This is a genomic window from Vibrio sp. Vb1026 (assembly GCF_033338745.1).
GTDB classification, from domain to species: domain Bacteria; phylum Pseudomonadota; class Gammaproteobacteria; order Enterobacterales; family Vibrionaceae; genus Vibrio; species Vibrio alginolyticus.
This window is the reverse complement of sequence record NZ_JAWOTH010000001.1, coordinates 294,967-314,831: the sequence shown is the minus strand read 5'-3', so window position 1 is coordinate 314,831 and position 19,865 is coordinate 294,967. Positions and strand designations below refer to the sequence as shown.

The following is a 19,865-nucleotide window of genomic DNA, read 5'->3' as shown; positions in this document are numbered from 1 at the left end:
TGGCCCTAGCTCAGTTCTAGGGTCATGAATTGACTGTTCGGATCGAGTTCGTAATCCCCGAACGGCTCGCAGTACACAAAGCCATGCTTTTCATACAACAGGCGCGCTGGTTTAAAAAACTCCATCGAGCCCGTTTCTAAACTCAAGCGCTGCAAACCTTTTTGCTTCGCTTGCTCAATCACATGAATCAATAATTGAGATGCCACACCTTGGTTTCTTGCCGTAGGCGTGGTGCGCATGGATTTCAGCTCCGCGTGTTGGTCATCCAACTCTTTAATCGCCGCACACCCAAGCAGTTGCTCACCTTTCCATCCGGTCCAAAATGTCACTTCTGGCGCTTTGAGCTTATCTAAATCTAACGCATGCACGCTTTCTGGTGGTGACGTGGCGTACATGTCCTGTAAATGTCCTTCCAACAGCGCAATCACTTGCGGCCGTTCTAAATTGTCGATTTCAATTCTCATATATCCATCCTTGGTTTTTCATAGCTAAAGCGGCTGTCTCATAATGTGCTGCGGTCCAACTGGGCCGCCGTGGTAAAGCTCATTGGTATCTTCAAACCCTGATTTTAAATAGCACTGATAAGCAGGTATGTTGCGGCAATTCACAGTGAGATAAAGCGCATCAAATTCGGGATAATGGCGTTTGGCGAAATTGGCAAACTGTTGAATTGCTCGCTTGGCGATGCCTTTGCCTTGATGACGGTGATCCACCAGCAAAGCACGCACGCCTAAACTGTTTTTCGGGCAAAAATCGTATTTCTCGCTGTAAGCTGCATCAAATAGAAAAAAGCCAACCACGTCATCGTCCGCCAGAATCAGATGCGGAAGCTCTGTGGGTTCAAGACGTGTAAGCATTTCACCCACATCCGCGACCGTAAACTGCGATTGCTCTTCTAGCACGCTAAGTTCGCAAGTTTGTTCATGTCGCTCAGGCGAATACTTTTCAATGGTAATCATAATCTTCCTTGTTGTTTTTATGCTCAATTCATACAGGGTATGTCGTAAATAGAAATACCTGGTGTCGTATTTCCCACTCGCAGGCAAACGTTTAGCACTCTATTATCCTCGCCATTCGATAGAGAGGTTTCCATGTCCCGTTTTTTACTTTGTAGTTTTGCACTCGTTTTACTCTACCCTACTGCCATTGATTTGTATCTTGTTGGTTTGCCTCAAATTGCGTCAGATCTCAACGCCAGTGAATCTCAGTTGCATATTGCGTTTTCGATCTATTTAGCTGGCATGGCTACCACCATGTTATTCGCGGGGAAAATTGCAGACTCTGTGGGACGAAAGCCTGTTGCCGTCGTCGGCGCGATGATCTTCGTGCTCGCGTCTTTTCTCGGCGGAATGGCTGAACAACCAAACGCTTTCTTGATTGCTCGCTTTTGCCAAGGCATCGGTGCTGGATCTTGCTATGTCGTCGCGTTCGCGATTTTACGCGACACGTTAGACGATGAACGCCGCGCGAAAGTATTGTCGATGCTCAATGGCATCACCTGTATCATTCCAGTGATCGCCCCCGTGATTGGTCACTTGATTATGCTGAAATTTCCTTGGCCGAGTTTGTTTACCACGATGGCAGGAATGGGCATTCTCGTCAGTGTATTGGCCATTTTTGTTCTCAAGGAATCACTACCCAGCCAACAATGTGAAGAACAGACAACGCCAGAGAGCCATCAAGAGACTTTCTTCGAGCGATTTTTTATCAGTAGGCTGATCATTACTGCACTTGGAGTGACCACCATCCTGACCTTTGTTAACGCTTCACCAATTGTTGTGATGAGTATGCTTGGTTTTGATCGCGGTGGCTATTCTTCCATCATGGCGGGGACTGCGACGATCAGTATGTTGATTTCGTTCTCGGCGCCATTGGCATTGGGGATTTTCAAGCAGCGAACCTTAATGATGAGCTCTCAAGGATTGCTCGTTTGTTCAGCCATCGTGCTCAGTGCAGCCCATTTCCATGATGGACAACCTTTTTACTATGTTTTCGGACTTGGGCTGATTTGCGCAGGCTTCGCTTGTGGCTTTGGCGTGGCCATGAGCCAAGCGCTCAGCCCATTCTCTCAACAAGCTGGCGTGGCAAGCTCGTTACTGGGCATTGCTCAAGTTTGTAGTTCCGCGTTCTATATTTGGTTTATGGGTTTCATCGGCGTTACTGCACTGAATATGTTGGTGTTTATCTTAGTGCTAGGTAGCGTAATCAGCCTTGCTCTAATACTATTGATTCCAAAGCCTGTTCACGATACCCATTATGAAGAAATTCCTAGCGCGACTTGATTTAAACTTACTGTTCACTCTGCAATTATTGTTGCAAGAGCAAAGCGTCTCGAAAGCCTCGAAAAAGCTGAACGTTACGCCCTCTACCGTAAGTAAGTCGCTCAACAAACTTCGTCATTGGTTCGATGATCCTTTGTTTGTCAAAACACCTAAAGGTCTTGCGCCAACGCCCTTGGCGCAAAGCATGGAGCAAGATCTTGCAGAATGGCTGCAAATTGGCTGCCAGATTGCAGAAAAACGCAGCGATATTACGCCTAAAGGAGTGCGTTTTGATATCACGATTGAGTCGCCATTAGTGCTCACAATGCTGGACAGACTCATCGTCGCTATCCACCAGCGATACCCTGAAGCGAAAGTAAAAACCAGTAACTGGGATTACGATTCACTCGACGCCATCATTCGAGGCGAGGCGGATATCGGTTTTACCGGCCGAGAAAGTCACCCGAGATCGAAAGAGTCGTTGGATCTTCTGCCGTATTTCTTGGATTTTGAGATTCTATTTTATGACCTGCCGATGGTGTATTTACATAAAGATCATCCGGCATTACAGCAAGAGTGGAATCTCGAGACCTTTCTGAGCTACCAACACATCAATATTGTTTGGGAAAAAAGTGAAACTTGGGCGTTGGATGAAGTATTAACGGAACTAGGGCTACAGCGCTCTATCGGGCTGACGATGTCCAACTTTGAGCAATCCCTTTTTATGGCAGCGCAGCCGACGCATGGCATGATCACCACCGCGCCGCACTATTGCAAAAGCTACACAGAAAAGCTGCATCTCGATTTGGTGTGCTTGCCAATTCCGTTAGACCAAACTCAACAAGACAAGTTACTGATTCCATTTACCATGATTTGGCATAAACGCAATGCGTACAACCCCAAATTGCTATGGTTGAAAAACACCATTAAGTCATTGTACAAACAACCTTCCCAACCACAGTAAGACTCAGGCTAAGGTCAGGTTTTCTCTGGTTATTTTTAATGACTTTCTTGCTCTGATAGCTATAACTAATCACTTTATCAACTAATAAAAATGTTCTTTTGGATCTACACTAGCTGTTCATTTACACGCTAAGGATCAAGGATGTCGACCTTCTTACTCACTGCTATTGCAATGCTGGCGTTCGCTGCCAATTCATTATTGTGCCGACTTGCCTTGGCAGAAGGGTTAATTGATGCAGGAAGCTTCACGCTCGTTCGATTGATATCTGGCGCGATTACCTTAATCGCAATGCTTGTCGTGAGAGGTCAGTGGAAAACCGATCGGCCAACTTCTCGCTTTCGCTTTTTTGCTGGCGTGGCGTTATTTGGTTACGCAGCCCTTTTCTCTTTCGCGTACTTACAACTGGCGACAGGAACTGGTGCTTTGCTTTTGTTTGGTGCCGTGCAACTTACATTACTGGCGATCTATTGGTTGCAAGGTGAGCGCTTTCAGTTTCTCGAAATCATCGGTATCGGCCTTTCGATTGTTGGCTTTGTTTGGTTAATGTTGCCATCTGCCACTCGCCCCGACACCAGTTCTGCACTTCTCATGTTGATTTCTGGCGTTTGTTGGGCTGCGTTTACTGCGCTCGGTAAACAAGCGCCTTCTCCAAGTAGTGGCATCACGTGGGGATTCATCGCTGCATCAATAATTGGCGTGCTCCTTTCGCCATTAATCTTGTCCTCAATCCACCTTTCTTGGAGCGGAGTGTTGCTCGCTATCGCATCTGGTGCCATTGCCTCTGGCCTTGGTTATACACTTTGGTACCAAGTCGTACGTAAGCTCTCTTTGCTTCAAGCCGCCGTCAGCCAACTTTCTGTGCCAGCCATTGCTTTGCTACTCGGCAGCATCGTACTCCACGAGCCTCTTTCACTGCATACTCTTTCAACCAGCGGCATCATTCTTGGTGGGATCGCTTTGGTTTTTTTATCTCGATCCAAAAAAACAAACGAACAATCAGCAAGCCGATAAAAAGTAATAACTTTCCCTCTCAAATACCCATTCATCATCTATGCTTTTTAAAGCAGTAAAGCTCATTGCAGATGGTATAAGTGGTCTGCTTTGGTACCAGGCGAAGAATATAAGGTGAGCATTGGCTCACACAATGCAACGATTTTGTTTCAAAAGTGAGAATCATCACAGATCGCGAATTTGCTCGTTTTAGGCGTTTCACCAATAACGCCAAGGGCTAGCACGAGATCAAGCCAAATACGCACTTTTTGTTTTGACAAAGGGTTTACAAAGCACACTTTTTCACCCGCTATATTCCGCCCCCGAATTTATTCAGAACAAGATTCTGATTATTCATATAAGAAATTCATCAACTTATAACGATAAGCCTGAGCAAACTTTGACACTATGAACGACAAAATAAAATTCGCTATTAAAGTATCGCTTAGCCTGACTCTGGCTTATCTGATCCCGTTTGCCATGGGTTGGCCGCAAGCATCGACGGCCGCAACTACTGTAATGCTGATTGCATCGACAGGCAGTCGTCGTGAATCACTCGCCAAAGGTACCTTACGCGTGTTAGGTACATTGGTTGGTGCCGTGGTTGGCTTGTTACTGGTGGGGTTGTTTGCTCAAGACCGCTTGCTGTACATGCTGAGCGTGTCGGTTGTGGTCTCATTCATTTTTTACTTCCGTAATGCCTATCAAAAAGATCCAACGCTACTCATGCTGACCGGCGTGATGACACTGATGATGTCCAATGGCGGTGACGCAGAAGGTGCGTTTCTATATGGCGTTGACCGCGCCTACATGACGGTGTTTGGGGTGGTGGTTTACACACTCGTGGGGACTTTCTTATTCCCGACCAAAACAGAACAAAACCTAAGACAGCTCATCGAACAACTCAACCAAGCACAACGCGCGTTGTTCACCTCTATCTTGCAAAATTTCGAGCAAAAATCGGCAGGGCAAATCTCTCCTCAAGAAGGCGGAGAAGAAAATCCAGAAGCGGAAGAGCCACAACCTCCTAGCGTGGACACTCTCATCGAACAGATGTTTGCCGCTCAAAATGCGCTCGAACAGCGTTTTGCCACGGTCAGTGTGGAATGCAGTGACGTGTCGGCCTACATGAAAGAGTGGCGCTTGGCAGTTCATTTGAACAAGCAGGTAACGCAACAATTGACCGTCGCGGCGCACAGCCACTTTAGCCACCAGCAAGACCGTGAAAGCATCAGCAACTTTGATCAAGCCGTGGCGGAAATTGACGCGCTATTTGATACCTGCCAACAAGTCTGGGACGAAAAAGAACCCGCTTATCGTGCTCAGGAATTCAAAGTCAAATACAACCAAGCGTTGCTAGAAGACGCAGCGCACCTAGAGAAAGGCTCTGCGCTTACGCTTGGTCACCTGTTGGAACTGATGCATCAAAATTTGTCGCGTTTAGCGGAGAGCATTAGCTGTATTGACTCTGTGACGAACAATGTCTCCTTTGACGTGCCACTGCCGAAACCGAAAGGCAAGTTTCTATGGTGGGACGCAGAAAACTTTAAAACTGCGGTCAAAACCTTTGTTATCTATTGGATTGCAGGACTGATTTGGATTTATTTCAATCCACCAGGCGGCTATTCATTCGTGGTCTTCTCGACCATGTTTATGTCTTTGCTGTCGTTCGTACCTGTGCACCCGATATTGTTACTTGTGCTGTTCACTTTCGGCTTCTTGTTCGCGGTGCCTTCTTACGTCTTCATTCTTCCGCAATTGGATCTCGGATTAGAACTTGGCCTGTTTATCTTTATCTACACCTTTATCGGTTTTTATCTGTTTAACGGGCCAGTGACGATTTTCTATATGATTGGCTTGTTTGTTCTCGGTTTAGACAACAACATGTTTTATCACTTCGGGATCCTCATGACGATCATGCTGTTGTTCTACATGGTGGTGTTCATGATTATTTTCGCGCACTACTTCCCGTTTAGCTCACGACCAGAACACCTCTTTTTGACCATAAAAGAACGCTACTTCCGACATACCCGAGAGCTGTTCACTACCTATCAACAGCAGTCTAGCTCGGTTATTACGCCGCTCAAACGGGCCTTACACTTAGTGACGCTCAATGTCTCATCGAAAAAGCTCAAAGTCTGGGGTTCGAAAATCAACCACAAACACTTTGATAAAACCACGCCAGAAGCGATTGGCGCGTTTAGCAAAGCGTGTGATGTACTCAGTAATCACATCAACATCTTAATGGCCGCCGAGAAAAAGTTGATGACCAATCCACTAATTACTCAGCTTCGCCAACAGCACCGCGATTCCATCATTCCTTTGATGGCGGGCGCTTTAGCCAGCCATCAAGCAACACAAGAACTCGACTCCGTATTCGACCAATACAGTCAAGATTACCAAACATTCGAAGATAAACTGGAAGATTTTTTTAGTGAGTTGGATTTATCTGACTACGCTTATTCAGAGATAGCCGGTTTTTATATCTTGCTGAATTTAAAACGGAACGTGTTCGAAGCAATCAAGCATTGCAAGCAAACCTACGAGGATATCGATTGGGTGAACTTACAACAGAAGCGTTTTTAAAGGTGGGGATATGATGCTTCCAAAACTAACCAAACCAAGCCTCGCCATACTTTCTTTGCTCGGACTCAGTGCGTGTACCACGGTAGGACCAGATTATGTTCATCCAAAGCAGGCGCCACTGCCAAGTGACTGGTCGGTGCAAAAAGCAGCCAAAGATACGCAGCAATCAGAGCAACAGCTACAACAATGGTGGCAGCAATTTAATGACTCGACTCTTAATCAGCTGGTTGAGTTGGCGAGCAAACAAAACCTCGATTTAGAAGCCGCAGGGCTACGAATTGTCCAAGCACGTTCATTGCTTGGTATTTCGACTGGCTTGCAATACCCACAAGTTCAAACCGTGTCAGGAAACCTAGCGCGTGCCTACGTAAATGATCAGGGCGTGAATAACGCCACTTTGTCGTTTGATGCTGCTTGGGAAATGGATGTTTGGGGCAAGTATGCTCGCGGTATTGAGTCGGCAGAAGCGGGTTACTACGCATCCATCGCATCGTATCACGACATCATGGTCACCATAACCGCCGAAGTGGCGCGCAATTACATCAACTATCGCACATTCCAAGAACGTATTTTGCTGTCTCGCCGCAACATAGAGATTCAAGAGCGTGTCGTACGTATTACTCAGGTGCAGTTCGACTCTGGCAACGTTACAGAATTGGACGTTCAACAAGCTAAAAACCAACTCTACACCACCAAAGCAGCGTTACCGAGCCTCGAAGTGGCAATGAAGCAATCACGTACTGTGTTGGCTTTGCTACTGGGTCTGTTACCAGAAGAAGTAGATCGACTGCTACAGTCGGATGGGATGCACAAGCAAATCGCTGAGTACGAAGCCCAGTTCAAATCGACGGGCAGAAAATCGGCACTATCGGGCACCGACGAGCTTTCCATTGTGCCACGTCCACCGCTTTTGGATACGCAAGTGGATGCTAACTTAGTGATGCGACGTCCGGATTTGCAAGTCTCTGAGATGCAAGCTCGCGCGCAAAGTGCGCAGATTGGCGTGGCAGAAACCGCTCTGTACCCAAGCTTTTCGTTGTTCGGTTCCATCGGTATCGACAGTACGGTTCCCGATGGCAGCAGTTTCAGTTTTAGCGATTCGCTCACCATGGTGGTTGGCCCAACGTTCAGTTGGAACATTTTCCAATACGGACGCGTGAAAAATAACATTCGTTTCGAAGATGCTCGCTTCCAAGAAACGCTGACGAACTACAACAAAAAGGTACTGCAAGCCGTTAATGAAGTCACCAATGCAATCGAAGCGTATGACCTGTATTTGCAACAAAAAGATTTACGCTTGCAATCGGTCAACTCTTCCATTCGTGCGTTCAACATATCCATGACACAGTACGAAAACGGACAAATTTCATTCGAACGTCTGCTTAACTCGGTAGAAAAAATGACCCGTGCGGAAGACAGCTACGCAACGATCAAAGGGAACGTGGCGAACCAAGTTGTTGCACTCTATAAAGCCCTCGGTGGAGGCTGGCAAACCCAAACAGGCAAACCCTTCCTCAGTGAATCTATTGCCAAGCAAATGACAGAACGAACTGACTGGGATGGTTATTTAAATGAAGAAAACCGCGTATTGCCGCCTTTGCGCCTCGAAACTCCGGCTGAGACCAGTGATGAAAACAAAACGGAGGATCGGTAATGCCTCATGAACTCTCTTGGGGAGACGTTTACTTTTCTCCTACGCTACTCGTGCTCTTTCTCGCCGTCACGGCCACGTGGATAACGGTGATGATATTGAACAAGACACGTTTGTCTCGCTTCATCGCTTTTCCGTCTCTGACGTTTATTGCCATCATGGTCGGTTATGTGGTGGCCATCGACAGCTTTTATATTCAATTTTAGGTGCCAAACAAGATGAAAAAACTATTCGTAATCGCACTCAATCTTGTCATTCTTGGTGGCGCAGCTTGGCTCGGCTATCAAAAGTTTGAGGAATACTTTAATAACCCATGGACACGAGATGGGCAAGTGCGTGCTAACGTCATCAAAGTGGCTCCTCGCGTATCAGGCCCAATTGTAAATGTCGCGGTGCAAGACAACCAAGAAGTAAAAACGGGGGATTTACTGTTTGAAATCGACCCTGCGACTTACCAGGTTGCGTTATCTCAAGCCGAAGTAGCACTGGAGCGCTCCATTGTTAGCTCTCGCGGTAAAAAAATCGAATATGACCGCTTAAAAGACATTCGTGCCAAAGACCGTGGCGCAGTTTCTCATAAGGATCTGATTCGTCGTGAAATCGCTTACGAAGAGTCGCTACTGCAAATCAAATCTGCAGAAGAGCAACTAAAATCAGCACGCCTTAATCTCAGCTTTACCAAAGTTTATGCGACCGTCGATGGTTTTGTATCTAACCTCGATATTAGAAACGGTACGCAAGCGGTCGCAAACCAACCACTGCTCGCACTGATCGACAAAAACAGCTTTTGGGTATTTGGTTTCTTCCGTGAAAACCAACTTGCGCAAATCGAACCTGGCAGCCAAGCGCGTGTCACTTTGATGTCTCACCCAGACACGCCAATTGACGCGACGGTTGACTCGATTGGTTGGGGTATTGCGCCCAAAGACGGCACGGTCGGCTACAACCTTCTGCCAAACGTAAACCCTGTTTTTCAGTGGATTCGCTTAGCACAACGTATTCCGGTGCGAATCTCCCTACAAGAACTTCCTGAAGATGTTGATCTTCGATTCGGGCTTTCTGCGTCCATCATGGTGATGAAAGAGTCATCCGCAGACAGTGAACAATAACTAAGTGAGAAGAGCCATGGTCATTGGTAAAAACCTCAAAAACATTAATGAAGAAAACAACTTCTTCTATCTAACCTTAGCGCTAGTGATTTTGTTGCTAGGGAGTGCGATGGCACAAGTAGTAGGTGAAGGGACGATTGAACACATACTTCAGGCTTTCACGGTTCTGACGTTTATCGTCTGTTTTGCGAGCCTTCGCTTTGACAAAACCTGGTCTCGTTTCCTCTACAGCCTGTTTGGTGTTTGGGTTCTTGTGATTGTGATCAAGACCGTTTTCGACATCAGAGAGATGAATGTGGTGATGCTTGCCCTCACCTTTGCGTTCTTTTTCGGCACTTTTAAATCCATCGCAAGACAGATTCTTTTCACCGGCCATGTCAACAGCAACAAAGTCATTGGCTCGGTAGCGCTTTTCTTGCTGCTTGGTCTGATGTGGGCGATTGCCTACCTCATTCTGCTTGAGTTTTCGCCTGAAGCCTTTACCGGTATGGAAGCGATTTCTTGGGGGCAGAACTTCTCCAATGCAGCGTATTTCAGTTTCGTTACCTTAACCACGCTCGGTTATGGCGACATTAGTCCTCTAACACCACTGGCTCAAGTCGTGGTGTATTTAGAGGCCATCACAGGTGTTTTTTATATGGCGATTGTTGTTTCAAGTCTCGTCAGTTCTAACATTGATCATCAGGTAAACAAAAATGGATAAACAATCGGTAAAAATCGACAGTAAGCTTTTCATCAGTAATATGGTGGAATCAGCAATACGCATTGGCTTGATCTTTGTCTTGCTGATGTTTACGTACGACATCATCAAACCCTTCATACTTCCGGTTATTTGGGGCGCTATTATAGCCGTCGCTTTAATGCCGCTTACCCAAAAATTGCAGCGTGTATATGGTGGTCGCAGAGGCCTGGCAGCCACAACCATTGCTTTACTTGGTATTGCCCTCCTTGTCACGCCACTTGTTATGGTATCAGGCTCCATTGTGGATGGTGCAACGCACGCGCTTGAAGTACTACAAAATGGACAAGTGAAAATACCAGGGCCAAAAGCTTCCGTAGCGGATTGGCCTATCGTGGGTGATAAGCTCTACGAAGTGTGGACCCTATTCGCTACTAATCTTGAACAAGCTATTCAAACCTTTATGCCACAAATAAAGGCAGGACTCACATCTTTACTGGGTACACTGGGGGGCGTATTGGGAAGTTTACTGCTTTCAATCTTGTCACTTGCGATTGCAGCAGGTTTCATGACGTACTCTGAATCTGCGGCATCAGGCTTAAGAACCATCGCGATTCGAACCGCAGGTGAAAACGCAAAAAGCTGGACCACGCTTATCGCAGCGACAATTAAAAGCGTACTGCTTGGCGTAGTCGGTGTAGCGGCGATTCAAGCACTGTTGATCGGTGCTGGTTTCTTCGTATTTGGCGTTCCGGCAGCAGGTTTACTCACACTGCTTCTAATGATCTTATGTATCGCTCAGCTCCCGGCGTTGCTCGCTGTGCTACCTGTGATTGGCTTCATGTACATGACCCAAGACACCTCAACAGCAACCATGTTTACTGTTTGGGTCGTAGTTGCGGCTCTTTCTGAAAACCTGTTCAAACCAATGTTAATGGGACGTGGCGTCGACGTGCCAATGCCTGTGATTCTGCTCGGTGCCATCGGTGGTATGCTTTTCTACGGCATCGTTGGTCTGTTCTTAGGTGCCGTTATCCTAGCAATTTGGTATGAGTTATTTGTTTGGTGGTTAAGCATTGAGAAAGCACAACAGCAAGAAGAAATGGCAGAACAACAAGACGCTTCTAATGACCAATCAGAACCTGGACACGGTGCAGGCATATAATAAATCAATAAGTTAGAAATAAATTTAATCTATAACTTATGATATCAAACCGCTGCATTTCAGCGGTTTGATTCTATTTGGATCACAGTTTCGTCGTAATAAATGCGATAAAAATGACGTTCTTGTTAAATTTTCATACTTATTACACTTGGGAGTTGCAATCGGGCAATGAACGATGCACTCTCGATGACCACTAATTTGCTTAGGATAAAAACAATGAAATTGATCAAGCCTTTAACTTGTGCGCTTGCTCTCGCAATGAGTGGCATGGCATTCGCAGATGTAACCGTGAGTGTTCCTGACAACGTTTCAGTATTAGCGGCTAACGGTGAAAAAGCAGATCTTTCGGGTGGTTTTTTCGCCTCTGAAAGAACACTGACGTTACCTGATGGCCTTAACCAAGTCGTATTTCGTTTCGCCCCTTACTTCAACCAAGGTAATGACCGTTTAAGTGTTGAAAGCGATGTTATCGTTACACGATTTGACGCGACCAATGCCGAACTCACTCTACAAATGCCAGAATACCGCAACCTACGTGATGCGGAAGAGAAGATCAAAGACTTAGATTGGAAACTGGTTGATGATTCTGGCAACGCAATCGCGGTTGACCAGGACAAGTTGCTCAAACCGGGTATGCAAATCGGTCGTGATTACGTGCGTGAAATCGAAGATTATAACCAAGCTGGCGGTGCAGCAGCCGTGGCTTTTGCTGGCGCAGCAACCATGCAGCCAGTCACGCTTCCTGCAAAGGTTCCTGCGGATATGAAGCAAGTGAGAGCAACTGCGGTTAAAGCGGATTCGACAGCTGAAGAGATGCTGCACTTCTGGTACCAAAAAGCAGACGCAGAAACCAAAGCTCGCTTTAAGAAATATGTTAATCAACAGTAAATCTGGTTAACTTTATCGATATTAAAAAAGCCACTTCACGTGGCTTTTTTGATCAAAAATTAGGAAGCTTGGACAACTTTAGTATTGGCGATCAAGTCATGCAACAATCGTCGCTCCGGATGAAAGAACAACAATGCCAAATTTACCAACGGGATCCCCGGAATGAGCATCTCCAGCAAGTAGCTAATAACAAGCCTTAACCCTGCTGTAACTTTCGTTGCCTTACTATCATTTTTCATTACAACTTTAATACCAATCATGCGCATACCAATGGTTTGCCCATGACTCAATGCATTCCAGTTGATCATTAAAACCGTTGGTAAAGAAAGCAAGTAAAACGCCTGAGTTTCACGAACAAGCGTAAGGTTATCTGCTAAAGAGAGCTGAAAGTCGTTAAGAAAAGAGTTAATACTCAATGCGATGATTAACACGACCACCATCGCAAAGAGCAGGTCGATAAAACCAGCAATGATTCTCTGTTGCTTGCTCGCGATAAAAGCATACATGGACTTCAGTCACCTCAATGTAATTGGTTAAGCGAGAATGACTGAGTGTACAGACGCGCAATGGTGAGCGCAGTTTAGGTATTGCCAACATAATATTCAACTAAGAACATACTAAATCGCGGTCGTATCTCAAAAGTAATCATTACATCTTGAGCATAACCGTATCAATTTAACAAAACGCTACCAGTAACGTTCGTAAATGATATTTCCCCCAGTTTGATGGCGATACTTTTCCAAGCCTAGCTCTTGTAAAACGGGCACGGTATCTTTGATCATTTGTGGATTCCCACACATCATGACAAAGCTACGCTGAGCTGAGAATGGCGCATCAGCGGCGTTGGACAGTAAACCCGATTCGATGAGTTCAGGAATTCGGCCTTGTAATTTACCATCAACCACTTCCCTGCTGACTATCGGTATATACTTTAATCTGCCTTCATATCGTTGCTGAAGCTGTTCAATTAGGTATTTATAAACCAGATCTTTTTCGAAACGAACGGCATGAACCAGCACAATGCGCTCATTGTGAGGCGGTAAGTTTATATCATCCAGCAGCGACAAAAACGGTCCAATCCCCGTACCTGTAGATAGCAGCCACAGGTCATGAGCCTGTTTAGGAATAGAATCATGGATTAAATCGCCATGTGCGGTGGTACCGACATAAATGCTATCACCAGATTTAAGCTTTTGGAGCCGTGGAGAAAGTTGTCCTTGAGGGTCGGCTACTATTAGAAACTCCAACCAATCGAATTGCTCGCTTGGCGCATTAACCACAGAGTAAGCGCGGCTGATCGGCTTACCTTCATCATCAAGCAAAGCAAGCTTGGTGAATTGGCCAGCTTTAAAGGAAAGAGGCGCGCCAGATATTCTCAAACTGAACAGCTCACCTGTCCAATCGATGCGTTTCTCAACTCTTGCGAGGTTGAAACCTTTGAGTTCAATCATGAGACACCTCCTATCTGGTTACTCTTAGTTAAACTTACGCCTTCAACTCGATTATGTAAAGTTTCTGGTTTACATAATCAAACCACTATTTCATTTCACATTTTAAAAACAATTTTATTACATATTAAATGATTACATCTAGAATAAATGCTCAAAGTGATAAGTCGCGTCGCAATTTGTGGCAAAGCAGATGAAAAAGGAGCAATAGAAATGGACACACTGTTAAAGGACTTTCCCGTTATCACAGAGATAAAAGTCGCATGGGGTGAAATGGATGCTCTGCAACACGTTAATAACGTGGTCTATTTTCGCTACTTCGAGACCGCACGTTTAGATTACTTCAACAAAATTAACCTGCTGGTCGACCTGCAGACCTCGCAAATTGGGCCAGTACTGAGCGAGACTCAATGCCGCTACAAATTGCCTGTTACTTACCCAGACACGCTATTAGTCGGTTCTCGCGTAATCGACATGCAAGAAGATCGCATCACGATGGAGTACCAAGTGCTGAGTAAGAAGTGGGGTAAAATTGCGACCATCGCGACCGCCACTGGTGTGATGTTTGATTTTAAGAACAACGTTAAAGCTGCGATTCCAGATCACGTTCGCCAGTCGATTTTAGACTTGGAAGGAACCGTGGGTAGTACGCATCATTTGGAGTAGCAATAAACGAGAGATTAAAGGCGAGGTTCCCGACAGCGCTTCTTCATCGCTATCGGGAATGATGCTGAGGTACCATTCCAACTTACGTAATAAGAAAACTAGCGTCACTCTAATGAGCCTAAGTGAATCATTCGAAACCTCGCTAAACGTAACAGCAGCGCGACTCTTCCAGCCTACGCGATAAGAAAGGCTACGTCATTCTAGCGAGCCATAGCGAGACTAAGAATCTACTTACCGCTTGCAGCAGACCATAAAGCCATGAATAAACTCAATACAATCTGAGAGTAGATTCTTAATCACGCTCGTTCCTCGCGGTTCAGAATGACGGTTCGAGATTGGCTCTGATCTCTACAAAACCATCTAAAAAAGCGATTGCAGACAAGCCTAAGTGACCATCCGGAATTTCGCTTTAGACGTAACAGTAGAGCGACTCTTTCAGCCCACGCGATAAGAAAAGCTACGTCATTCTAACGAGCCAAAGCGAGACTAAGAATCTACTTGCCGCTTGCTGCAGACCATAGAGCTATGAATAAACTCAATACAATCTGAGGGTAGATTCTGAATCACGCTCGTTCCTCGCGGTTCAGAATGACGGTTCGAGTTTGGCTCTGAGCTCTACAAAACCATCTAAAAAAAGCGATTCCAGACAAGCCTAAGTGACCATCCGAAATCTCGCTTGAGACGCATCAGCAGCGCGACTCTTCCAGCCTACGCGATAAGAAAAACTTCGTCATTCTAGCGAGCCAAAGTGAGACTAAGAATCTACTTGCCGCTTGCTACAGACCATAGAGCCATGAATAAACTTAATACAATCTGAGGGTAGATTCTGAATCACGCTCGTTCCTCGCGGTTCAGAATGACGGTTCGAGTTTGGCTCTGACCTCTACAAAACCATCTAAAAAAGCGATTCCAGATAAACCTATGTGACCATCCGGAATCTCGCTTTAGACGTATCAGTAGAGCGACTCTTCCAGCCTACGCGATAAGAAAAACTTCGTCATTCTAGCGAGCCATAGCGAGACTAAGAATCTACTTACCGCTTACTGCAGACCATAAAGCCATGAATAAACTCAATACAATCTGAGAGTAGATTCTGAATCACGCTCGTTCCTCGCGGTTCAGAATGACGGTTCGAGTTTGGCTCTGATCTCTACAAAACCATCTAAAAAGCGATTCCAGAAGAACCTATGTGACCATACGGAATTTCGCTTTAGACGTAACAGTAGAGCTACTCTTTCAGCCTACGCGATAAGAAAAGCTACGTCATTCTAACGAGCCAAAGCGAGACTAAGAATCTACTTACCGCTGCTGTAGGCCCATAGAGCTATGAATAGACTCAATACAAGCCTGAGGATAGGTTCTGAATCACGCTTTAAACGTAACAGCAGAGCGACTCTTCTAGCCTACGCGATAAGAAAAGTGGCGTCATTCTAGCGAGCCAAAGCGAGACTAAGAATCTACTTACCGCTTGCTGCTGACCATAGAGCAGTTAGCAAAACGTCTCGATATACAGCGCTTCGACTTTGTCCCGCGCCCATTGCGTTTTGCGCAGGAACTTCAGCGACGATTTGATTGAAGGATCTTTCTTGAAACAGTTCACACGAACGCGCTCATACATGCCATTCCAACCAAAGTGTTCAACTAGTCGGGTGACGATTTTCTCTAAACTCAACCCGTGAAGTGGGTTATTCGGCTGCTGTTGGCTCATGCTATTGATCCGGTAAAGTGAAGTTGCGCGCTAATCTAACTCAAACTCGCCGTGCAACCTAATGTTTTAACCTTGAATTGGCCTACGACTCTCCCCTATAGTAGCCCAAACTTCTTAAAAGCCCTTTTCATTATGAAAGCCCTCAACGACCTCAATATTTTTGTCGAAACCGCGCGCCAAGGCAGCTTTTCAAAAGCCGCTAACAGCATGGACATGACACCTGCCGCCATTAGCGCATCGATTAAGCGTCTTGAAGGGCAAATCGGTTTCCCGTTGTTTGTGCGTTCCACCCGAAGCCTGCGTTTAACCTCAGAGGGCGAACTGTTTTTAGACAAAACCACGCAAGCGTTGGCAACATTGCAAGAGGGGTTGGATCAGATCTCAAGTGCGCGCGGGGAGTTGTCTGGTCAGCTGCACATTACTGCACCCTCCGATTTTGGTCGCAATATGTTGCTCGATTGGGTGGATGAGTTCATCGATCTCTACCCAAATGTTTCCATTAAACTAGAGCTGTCCGATAGCTTGACGGATATGTATACCAAGCCTGTCGATATTGCGATTCGCTACGGCGAGCCGGCCGACTCCAATCTGGTCGTATTGGCATTGTGTGGGTCAAACGAACGGATCTTATGTGCATCGCCAGAGTACGTAGCTACACATCCAGAACTCACCTCTCCTGCCGATTTAACGCAACACAATTGCTTGTGCTACATGGTCGCGGATTCGGTCTACAACAAATGGACGCTCACGCGTGGCAGCGAGAAAGAACAAATCGTGGTCAGCGGTAACTTGTTGAGCAACGATAGTGACTTGCCACACCGGTTAGCGATCAAAGGCAAAGGCATTGCGAATAAATCATTGATGGACATTAGCCGAGACTTAATCGAGGGAAGATTGGTACGAGTGTTACCAGAGTGGGATTGCGGCCCAGTGCCGCTCTACATGGTATGTGCCGATCGTCGATTATTGACGCCAACGATTCGGACTTTCCGCGACTTTATCCAACAAAAATGCTGCCAGCAACGCGCCAACGTGCTGGCAACCTTCTGTCATTAGGCGATAAATCGAAGAGGACGAATCTGGGTATATTCAACCCAATCGTTCTCTTCCAATGTTTCAAGAAACGTCGCCATATGCGGGCTTTGCAAATGCTTATCCAAGGCCTCTTGCGACGCCCAGATTTCTTGGAACATAAATAGGCCATCAACTTTTTCGTCGAGATACAACTCGTATTGGCAACAGCCTTCTTCTTTACGAGTTGGCTCTAGTAAACCAGCAAGCAAATTCACCACCTGATCCTTACTATCTGGATAGGCTTTCACTTCTGCGACTAAGTGGATCATCGTTTTATCACTCTTTTGCGATTTATATATTGATTACGGGGTGCTACGTCACCTGTAAGTAAGCTCGAATTAGATCTCGGTGAATACGGTTTCTGCGTCCCAGCGAGACTTTGGCGTTTTCGCGTTGAAGTCATCTTCCGCGTGGTAGCCAAGCGGCACGATCACAACACTGGTATAACCTTTTTCACGCAAGCCAAATTCTTCATCCAGCACTTTTGGATCAAACCCTTCAATTGGTACTGCATCGATTTCTAGCGTCGAAGCACCCAACAGCAACGTACCCACGTTGAGGTAAACTTGTTTCTCCATCCAATGGTTTGCATCTTTCAAATCAAAACGGTGCATGTTCACAAAGTAGCTACGGCCACCGCGCACAGCCGCTTTCGCTTCTTCAGTTGGGAATCGACCATCTTTTTCTTCTTGCACCATTAGCGCTTCAATGTAGTCGTTATCAATGCCTGTTTTTGCACAAAACACCAATACGTGAGAAGCGTTGAGAATCTTCGCCGCGTTAAACGCGTAATTCTCTTGCGCCGCTTTAGCGATGCGCTGCTTGCCTTCTTCTGTGCTTGCCAGAATGAAATGCCAAGGCTGGGAGTTCACACTCGATGGACTAAAACGAATCAGCTCTTTAACTGCATCGATTTTTTCTTGAGGTAGCTTGCGCGTTGGGTCAAACACTTTCGTTGAGTAACGAGATTTTGCAGCTTGTACGATATCCATGAGGTTCTCCAATTAATGAATTTAAGCTGTGTAACAGCATAACCTCATGATATAAAGGGAAAAACCGATTTCGATTAAAAACATTTTCAAAATAAATTTGAAAATAAAACGATAAGAAAGGCTTTGAGCGTTCTCACTGAACTTCTTCATCTTTTCAGCAATAATGCATGTTTGCTCGCAACCAAACTCAACTCATGCTGCCTCAAGATAACGTTATTACATCCTTTCTGTGCAAAAAGCTCGGTCACAATCACCTTCGAATTGCCGGCGAATATTGGCACATTGAGAAGTTGGCGGCCTTGCAATGCATGATGTTGAAAGAAGCGCCTAACCTCCAAGAAGGGCTGCTTTGGTGGAGTAAAAGTGTCTCATTATTCGACCGCCGTTTGTACGTCACATTGCAACATGGTGATGCCCAAATCCATCTGCAAGTCGAATGTAGAACGGCCGATATGCCAAATTGGGCGGAGTCGGTGTTTGGCTTGCTCAAAATGCAGTTGGAAATGCTTGAGCTAAGCGAATCAATACAGGTACAAGTTCACGCCAACAATCCACTCGCGGCCGATATTTTTCTAGAGGAAACGCAAGATTCTAAAACGAGTTCAAACGTGTTTGACTTGGTGAAACATGTTTATTTGCTGCTTTCTCACCAGCCAATTGAACAACCAGAATTACTGAGTGTTTTGAACGCCTTGTTCATCAAAAACAGCAATTACGCGCTCAAGTTAGAGCAAGCGGCAAGGCAACTGGGCGTCTCCAAACGCACCTTGCAACGTCGACTGCAAGAGAAGCAAATGAGCTACTCTCAATGCGTTGATTTCGCTAAAAGAAAGCAAGCACTCACTTTGCTTGCCGACACCCAACTCACAACGCAGCAAATCGCCTATCAACTTGGTTACGAAGAACCATCGAACTTTCACCGCACTTTTCGTCGTTGGTATCCGTTTTCCCCCATGCAGTATCGCCAACAATGTTTGGATAACCGAACTCAACTAAATCAACAACCGATCCGCTTGTACTACGCCAAAGCCAATACCTTCGACGATAACCACATCGACCAACCTGTCGGCAAAATATGGATGGAAGTGGACAATATTGCGTTTGAAAAAGTGGTCTCGGTAGAATGCCGTGACCGTGATGGCGCATGGCGGCGCTATCCCGCCTTCTTCGAGCGTTTTTTAAGTCATGGCACCGAACTCTGGGCGACGACCGAACTTCCGGTGGCGCATCCCCTTACCTTTCGCCTGTGTTATGAAGTCGATGGGGAACGTTACATTGAGAATAACCACCAGCGTGATTATGTGGTTTCTAAGGGGCTTTTAATTGGCGCAACGGAATATATTGTCCCGACTCGGCAGCTTATTAATATTGGGGCGCAATACACGCTCTTTATCGAACTGGCATGCCGACTTGAAAACGTTGTGAGGATTGACTGTTACGCCGATGATGACCCCACACCTCACGCAATGCGCTTGACCCAACACTCGCAACATTATGCTTGTTGGGTGCTGCAATTATCGCTCACTCAAACTGCAAAGCAGTGCCGTTTCCGCCTTTATGATGAATCCGACAACGAGCTCGCGAAAGAGCATTACCCGATACAATATCCTATTGTGCAACCGCTCAATTAAAACTGTCGGTCAGATCAAAACCATCACTTCGTGACATCATTTCACGTCTTTTT

Annotated in this window: 20 protein-coding genes; 13 read left to right on the top strand and 7 right to left on the bottom strand. The window is 45.9% G+C overall.

Annotation, left to right across the window (positions count from 1 at the left end; all coding sequences use genetic code 11):
* Nucleotides 1-5: 5 nt before the first annotated feature.
* Nucleotides 6-464 (bottom strand): GNAT family N-acetyltransferase, encoded by a 459-nt coding sequence (locus tag R7E47_RS01405; RefSeq protein WP_005386911.1) that lies wholly within the window; start codon nucleotides 462-464, stop codon nucleotides 6-8.
* Nucleotides 465-488: 24 nt separating this feature from the next.
* On the bottom strand, nucleotides 489-959 hold the full coding sequence (locus R7E47_RS01400) for a GNAT family N-acetyltransferase (RefSeq protein ID WP_054579371.1): 471 nt from the start codon (nucleotides 957-959) through the stop codon (nucleotides 489-491).
* Nucleotides 960-1,091: 132 nt separating this feature from the next.
* On the opposite strand from R7E47_RS01400, the gene R7E47_RS01395 reads away from it, so the two are divergent.
* The 10 genes from R7E47_RS01395 to R7E47_RS01350 all read left to right on the top strand — a co-directional run bounded on the left by R7E47_RS01395 (nucleotide 1,092) and on the right by R7E47_RS01350 (nucleotide 12,293).
* Nucleotides 1,092-2,282 (top strand): MFS transporter, encoded by a 1,191-nt coding sequence (locus R7E47_RS01395; RefSeq protein ID WP_005386919.1) that lies wholly within the window; start codon nucleotides 1,092-1,094, stop codon nucleotides 2,280-2,282.
* Complete coding sequence (yidZ, locus tag R7E47_RS01390; protein ID WP_176311345.1) at nucleotides 2,257-3,225, top strand: HTH-type transcriptional regulator YidZ; 969 nt, start codon at nucleotides 2,257-2,259, stop codon at nucleotides 3,223-3,225. The genes R7E47_RS01395 and yidZ overlap by 26 nt, the downstream gene beginning before the upstream one ends.
* Before the next feature lie 141 nt (nucleotides 3,226-3,366).
* Nucleotides 3,367-4,236 carry a DMT family transporter gene (locus tag R7E47_RS01385; RefSeq protein WP_176311346.1) on the top strand — a complete coding sequence of 290 codons (870 nt, stop codon included), beginning with the start codon at nucleotides 3,367-3,369 and terminating at the stop codon, nucleotides 4,234-4,236.
* A gap of 387 nt (nucleotides 4,237-4,623) precedes the next feature.
* Complete coding sequence (locus R7E47_RS01380; RefSeq protein WP_062730905.1) at nucleotides 4,624-6,801, top strand: FUSC family protein; 2,178 nt, start codon at nucleotides 4,624-4,626, stop codon at nucleotides 6,799-6,801.
* A gap of 10 nt (nucleotides 6,802-6,811) precedes the next feature.
* Nucleotides 6,812-8,455 carry a TolC family protein gene (locus tag R7E47_RS01375; RefSeq protein WP_062730904.1) on the top strand — a complete coding sequence of 548 codons (1,644 nt, stop codon included), beginning with the start codon at nucleotides 6,812-6,814 and terminating at the stop codon, nucleotides 8,453-8,455.
* Entirely contained in the window at nucleotides 8,455-8,658 is a 204-nt protein-coding gene (locus tag R7E47_RS01370) for a DUF1656 domain-containing protein (protein WP_005374946.1), read from the top strand. The genes R7E47_RS01375 and R7E47_RS01370 overlap by 1 nt, the downstream gene beginning before the upstream one ends.
* 12 nt (nucleotides 8,659-8,670) lie before the next feature.
* Nucleotides 8,671-9,561 (top strand): HlyD family secretion protein, encoded by an 891-nt coding sequence (locus R7E47_RS01365; protein ID WP_047102391.1) that lies wholly within the window; start codon nucleotides 8,671-8,673, stop codon nucleotides 9,559-9,561.
* A 16-nt stretch (nucleotides 9,562-9,577) separates the two neighbouring features.
* Nucleotides 9,578-10,264 (top strand): potassium channel family protein, encoded by a 687-nt coding sequence (locus R7E47_RS01360; protein WP_017634413.1) that lies wholly within the window; start codon nucleotides 9,578-9,580, stop codon nucleotides 10,262-10,264.
* Entirely contained in the window at nucleotides 10,257-11,405 is a 1,149-nt protein-coding gene (locus tag R7E47_RS01355; RefSeq protein WP_017820553.1) for an AI-2E family transporter, read from the top strand. Before R7E47_RS01360 ends, R7E47_RS01355 begins: the two co-directional genes overlap by 8 nt.
* Nucleotides 11,406-11,621: 216 nt before the next feature.
* Nucleotides 11,622-12,293, top strand: a complete 672-nt coding sequence (locus R7E47_RS01350; RefSeq protein ID WP_017634411.1) for a DUF2057 domain-containing protein — start codon at nucleotides 11,622-11,624, stop codon at nucleotides 12,291-12,293.
* A 59-nt stretch (nucleotides 12,294-12,352) separates the two neighbouring features.
* Here R7E47_RS01350 and R7E47_RS01345 read toward each other — a convergent pair whose 3' ends face one another.
* Together R7E47_RS01345 and R7E47_RS01340 are read right to left on the bottom strand one after the other, a co-directional pair.
* Complete coding sequence (locus tag R7E47_RS01345) at nucleotides 12,353-12,799, bottom strand: RDD family protein (RefSeq protein ID WP_005374936.1); 447 nt, start codon at nucleotides 12,797-12,799, stop codon at nucleotides 12,353-12,355.
* A 180-nt stretch (nucleotides 12,800-12,979) separates the two neighbouring features.
* Nucleotides 12,980-13,744 carry a ferredoxin--NADP reductase gene (locus R7E47_RS01340; RefSeq protein WP_017820554.1) on the bottom strand — a complete coding sequence of 255 codons (765 nt, stop codon included), beginning with the start codon at nucleotides 13,742-13,744 and terminating at the stop codon, nucleotides 12,980-12,982.
* A gap of 210 nt (nucleotides 13,745-13,954) precedes the next feature.
* On the opposite strand from R7E47_RS01340, the gene R7E47_RS01335 reads away from it, so the two are divergent.
* Nucleotides 13,955-14,407, top strand: coding sequence for an acyl-CoA thioesterase (locus tag R7E47_RS01335; RefSeq protein ID WP_005374933.1), 453 nt, complete (start codon nucleotides 13,955-13,957; stop codon nucleotides 14,405-14,407).
* Between the two features lie 1,489 nt (nucleotides 14,408-15,896).
* On the opposite strand, the gene R7E47_RS01330 is transcribed toward R7E47_RS01335, so the two are convergent.
* Complete coding sequence (locus R7E47_RS01330) at nucleotides 15,897-16,115, bottom strand: VF530 family DNA-binding protein (protein WP_005374929.1); 219 nt, start codon at nucleotides 16,113-16,115, stop codon at nucleotides 15,897-15,899.
* A gap of 132 nt (nucleotides 16,116-16,247) precedes the next feature.
* Here R7E47_RS01330 and R7E47_RS01325 point away from each other — a divergent pair, with 132 nt between their 5' ends.
* Nucleotides 16,248-17,171, top strand: coding sequence for a LysR family transcriptional regulator (locus R7E47_RS01325; RefSeq protein WP_025768616.1), 924 nt, complete (start codon nucleotides 16,248-16,250; stop codon nucleotides 17,169-17,171).
* Here R7E47_RS01325 and R7E47_RS01320 read toward each other — a convergent pair.
* A complete protein-coding gene (locus R7E47_RS01320; protein WP_005374925.1) occupies nucleotides 17,168-17,458 on the bottom strand; it encodes a putative quinol monooxygenase in 291 nt (96 codons plus the stop codon). The two genes, R7E47_RS01325 and R7E47_RS01320, sit on opposite strands and share 4 nt — an antisense overlap.
* A 69-nt stretch (nucleotides 17,459-17,527) precedes the next feature.
* Nucleotides 17,528-18,181: an oxygen-insensitive NAD(P)H-dependent nitroreductase NfsB gene (locus tag R7E47_RS01315; RefSeq protein ID WP_005374924.1), complete on the bottom strand. Its 654-nt coding sequence runs from the start codon at nucleotides 18,179-18,181 to the stop codon at nucleotides 17,528-17,530.
* A 167-nt stretch (nucleotides 18,182-18,348) separates the two neighbouring features.
* Here R7E47_RS01315 and R7E47_RS01310 point away from each other — a divergent pair, with 167 nt between their 5' ends.
* On the top strand, nucleotides 18,349-19,812 hold the full coding sequence (locus tag R7E47_RS01310) for an AraC family transcriptional regulator (protein WP_318083615.1): 1,464 nt from the start codon (nucleotides 18,349-18,351) through the stop codon (nucleotides 19,810-19,812).
* Nucleotides 19,813-19,865 lie beyond the last annotated feature (53 nt).

What these genes read in the sequence shown, in the direction of transcription:
- R7E47_RS01405 (WP_005386911.1), bottom strand. Translation starts at nt 464, where the DNA reads ATGAGAATTGAAATCGACAATTTAGAACGGCCGCAAGTGATTGCGCTG.
- R7E47_RS01400 (WP_054579371.1), bottom strand. Translation starts at nt 959, where the DNA reads ATGATTACCATTGAAAAGTATTCGCCTGAGCGACATGAACAAACTTGC.
- R7E47_RS01395 (WP_005386919.1), top strand. Translation starts at nt 1,092, where the DNA reads ATGTCCCGTTTTTTACTTTGTAGTTTTGCACTCGTTTTACTCTACCCT.
- yidZ (WP_176311345.1), top strand. Translation starts at nt 2,257, where the DNA reads ATGAAGAAATTCCTAGCGCGACTTGATTTAAACTTACTGTTCACTCTG.
- R7E47_RS01385 (WP_176311346.1), top strand. Translation starts at nt 3,367, where the DNA reads ATGTCGACCTTCTTACTCACTGCTATTGCAATGCTGGCGTTCGCTGCC.
- R7E47_RS01380 (WP_062730905.1), top strand. Translation starts at nt 4,624, where the DNA reads ATGAACGACAAAATAAAATTCGCTATTAAAGTATCGCTTAGCCTGACT.
- R7E47_RS01375 (WP_062730904.1), top strand. Translation starts at nt 6,812, where the DNA reads ATGATGCTTCCAAAACTAACCAAACCAAGCCTCGCCATACTTTCTTTG.
- R7E47_RS01370 (WP_005374946.1), top strand. Translation starts at nt 8,455, where the DNA reads ATGCCTCATGAACTCTCTTGGGGAGACGTTTACTTTTCTCCTACGCTA.
- R7E47_RS01365 (WP_047102391.1), top strand. Translation starts at nt 8,671, where the DNA reads ATGAAAAAACTATTCGTAATCGCACTCAATCTTGTCATTCTTGGTGGC.
- R7E47_RS01360 (WP_017634413.1), top strand. Translation starts at nt 9,578, where the DNA reads ATGGTCATTGGTAAAAACCTCAAAAACATTAATGAAGAAAACAACTTC.
- R7E47_RS01355 (WP_017820553.1), top strand. Translation starts at nt 10,257, where the DNA reads ATGGATAAACAATCGGTAAAAATCGACAGTAAGCTTTTCATCAGTAAT.
- R7E47_RS01350 (WP_017634411.1), top strand. Translation starts at nt 11,622, where the DNA reads ATGAAATTGATCAAGCCTTTAACTTGTGCGCTTGCTCTCGCAATGAGT.
- R7E47_RS01345 (WP_005374936.1), bottom strand. Translation starts at nt 12,799, where the DNA reads ATGTATGCTTTTATCGCGAGCAAGCAACAGAGAATCATTGCTGGTTTT.
- R7E47_RS01340 (WP_017820554.1), bottom strand. Translation starts at nt 13,744, where the DNA reads ATGATTGAACTCAAAGGTTTCAACCTCGCAAGAGTTGAGAAACGCATC.
- R7E47_RS01335 (WP_005374933.1), top strand. Translation starts at nt 13,955, where the DNA reads ATGGACACACTGTTAAAGGACTTTCCCGTTATCACAGAGATAAAAGTC.
- R7E47_RS01330 (WP_005374929.1), bottom strand. Translation starts at nt 16,115, where the DNA reads ATGAGCCAACAGCAGCCGAATAACCCACTTCACGGGTTGAGTTTAGAG.
- R7E47_RS01325 (WP_025768616.1), top strand. Translation starts at nt 16,248, where the DNA reads ATGAAAGCCCTCAACGACCTCAATATTTTTGTCGAAACCGCGCGCCAA.
- R7E47_RS01320 (WP_005374925.1), bottom strand. Translation starts at nt 17,458, where the DNA reads ATGATCCACTTAGTCGCAGAAGTGAAAGCCTATCCAGATAGTAAGGAT.
- R7E47_RS01315 (WP_005374924.1), bottom strand. Translation starts at nt 18,181, where the DNA reads ATGGATATCGTACAAGCTGCAAAATCTCGTTACTCAACGAAAGTGTTT.
- R7E47_RS01310 (WP_318083615.1), top strand. Translation starts at nt 18,349, where the DNA reads ATGTTTGCTCGCAACCAAACTCAACTCATGCTGCCTCAAGATAACGTT.